Here is a 564-nt window from a genome sequence, read left to right as displayed (position 1 = left end):
ATCAGTGTTGAGAATGTGCTGTCTGCTAAGGGGGATGTGAGATTGACAGCAAATACTCTCGATTTAAGCAATGATCGTTCTCATATTTACACGCCGCAAACGTTATTTTTAAATGCGGATCATATTTATGTTTCGGGCAGCACGCTGATTTATGGCGGTTTAGATTTTAACAGCACCAATGTTCTTGATATTCACCATGCACGGCTACAAGCCATTACCACTGAGGGGGGAACAGGAGATATTCTCTTTGTTGCTCCAGGCGTTATGGTGGATGAGACTACATCGGTTTTAGCGGCACGAGATTTTGTGATCAAAACGGGCCGTTTAGAGAATAGCGGTCAATTAGCAGCAGGGCAGGATTTAGCCTTTAGCGTGACGGGGGATGTGACCAACAGCAAAACGGGCTTAATTTATGTGAAGGGCAATGGTGCTCTCAAAGTTGATGGCACTGTGTTGAATGATTTTGGCGCCATAATAGCAGAGGGTGATTTGTTTTTTACCAATGCAGATGGCACAGGAAAGAGCCTTTCCCTTGTCAATAAAGCAGGCTTTATTCAAGCCGGT

Annotated in this window: 1 protein-coding gene; it reads left to right on the top strand. The window is 44.5% G+C overall.

Annotated features, from left to right (window positions below; all coding sequences use genetic code 11):
- A partial coding sequence (locus J7R12_RS08640) for a hypothetical protein (protein WP_208439071.1) occupies positions 1-564 on the top strand: 564 nt, incomplete at both ends.

This window comes from Bartonella vinsonii subsp. vinsonii (assembly GCF_902825235.1).
Taxonomy (GTDB): Bacteria; Pseudomonadota; Alphaproteobacteria; order Rhizobiales; family Rhizobiaceae; genus Bartonella; species Bartonella vinsonii.
This window is presented reverse-complemented; position numbering and strand designations above follow the sequence as displayed.